This window comes from Komagataeibacter kakiaceti JCM 25156 (genome assembly GCF_000613305.1).
On record NZ_BAIO01000392.1, the window covers coordinates 1 to 2,236 of the forward strand.

1 protein-coding gene is annotated in these 2,236 nt (G+C 62.4%); it reads left to right on the forward strand.

What is annotated here, in order from left to right; genetic code table 11:
- Positions 1-2,198: ATP-dependent chaperone ClpB (clpB, locus tag JCM25156_RS14235; RefSeq protein WP_025813602.1), on the forward strand; the 2,198-nt coding region annotated here is incomplete at its 5' end.
- Positions 2,199-2,236 lie beyond the last annotated feature (38 nt).

Consider the following 2,236-nt stretch of genomic DNA (forward strand, 5'->3'; position numbering starts at 1 on the left):
CGCTGGACAAGGCGATAGCGGCCATCCGCAAGGGACGTACAGTGACAAGTGAAAACGCAGAAGCCAATTTTGACGCGCTGAAGAAATATGCCCGCGACGTGACCGAGGTCGCGCAGGAAGGCAAGCTGGACCCGGTGATCGGGCGTGATGAGGAAATCCGCCGCGCCATTCAGGTGCTGGCCCGGCGCAGCAAGAACAATCCCGTCCTGATCGGTGAGCCGGGCGTGGGCAAGACCGCGATTGTCGAGGGGCTGGCCCAGCGCATCGTCAATGGCGACGTGCCCGAGGCGCTGAAGAACAAGAAGCTGCTCTCGCTCGACATGGGCGCGCTGGTCGCTGGCGCCAAGTTCCGTGGCGAGTTCGAGGAACGGCTGAAGGCGGTCCTCAAGGAAATCGAATCGGCTGAAGGCCAGATCATCCTGTTCATTGACGAGATGCACACCCTCGTCGGGGCTGGGCGCAGCGATGGCGCGATGGACGCCTCCAACCTGATCAAGCCGGAACTCGCGCGCGGCGTGCTGCACTGCATCGGTGCGACCACGCTGGATGAATACCGTAAGTATATCGAAAAGGATGCGGCCCTCGCGCGGCGGTTCCAGCCGGTCTATGTGGGTGAGCCTTCGGTGGCGGACACCATCTCGATCCTGCGTGGCATCAAGGAGAAATACGAACTCCATCACGGTATCCGTATTTCCGATGGCGCGCTGGTCGCGGCGGCGACGCTGTCCAACCGCTACATCACCGACCGTTTCCTGCCCGACAAGGCCATCGACCTTGTGGATGAGGCCGCGAGCCGCCTGCGCATGCAGATCGACAGCAAGCCCGAGGAACTGGACGAACTCGATCGTCGCCTGATCCAGCTCAAGATCGAGCGTGAGGCCATCCGCAAGGAAGACGATGCGGCCAGCAAGGAACGTCTGGTCAAGCTGGAAGCCGAACTGTCGGAACTGCAGGAAAAGTCCGATGCGCTGACCGCCGCCTGGCATGCTGAAAAGGACCGCGTCAACGCGGTGCAGAAGCTGCAGGAGGAAATGGACCAGATCCGCTCGGATATCGAGATTGCCCAGCGCAAGGGCGACCTCGCCCGGGCGTCGGAGCTGATGTACAGCCGCCTGCCGCAGCTTCAGGCCCAGATTGACAAGGCGCAGGAAGAGGCTGACCAGATCAGCAAGGGCGATGGCATGGTCAGCGATACCGTGACCGATCAGGGAATCGCCGCTGTCGTCTCGCGCTGGACCGGCGTGCCGGTGGACCGGATGCTCGAAGGCGAGCGCGCCAAGCTGCTGCGCATGGAAGACGAACTGCGCAAGAGCGTGGTGGGGCAGGAACCGGCCCTCAAGGCGGTATCGAACGCGGTGCGCCGCGCCCGTGCCGGCCTGCAGGATCCCAACCGCCCCATCGGTTCGTTCCTGTTCCTTGGCCCGACGGGCGTGGGCAAGACGGAACTGTGCAAGGCGCTGGCCCGCTTCCTGTTCGATGATGAGAAGGCCCTGCTCCGCGTCGATATGAGCGAGTTCATGGAAAAGCACGCCGTGGCCCGTCTGGTCGGCGCCCCTCCCGGCTATGTCGGGTATGAGGAAGGTGGCGTGCTGACCGAAGCGGTCCGCAGGCGGCCCTATCAGGTCATCCTGTTCGATGAGGTCGAGAAGGCGCATGAGGATGTGTTCAACATCTTGCTGCAGGTGCTTGATGATGGCCGCCTGACGGATGGGCAGGGACGCACGGTTGATTTCCGCAATACCCTGATCGTGCTGACCAGTAACCTTGGTTCCGACGTGCTGGCACACCTGCCCGATGGCGAATCGGTCGAAACCGTGCGGCCGGAAGTCATGCAGGTCGTGCGCAATCACTTCCGGCCAGAGTTCCTCAACCGTCTGGATGAGATCATCCTGTTCTCCCGCCTGCAGAAGGCGGACATGGGCAAGATCGTGGAAATCCAGATCGGTCGCCTGCGCAAGCTGCTGGATGAGCGCAACATCCATCTGCGTCTGGACAAGGGCGGCGAGGAATGGCTGGCGAATGAAGGCTACGACCCCGTGTATGGCGCCCGCCCGCTCAAGCGCGTGATCCAGCGTGCATTGCAGAACCCGCTGGCGGGCCTGCTGCTGGAAGGGACCATTCATGATGGTGAGACCGTTACCGTTGATGCGAAGGATGATCACCTGACCATCAATGGGAACGAGGTGAACGCCGACTGAAACCGGGCCTTCAGCCCATGACGGAGAAAAGGAGGGGC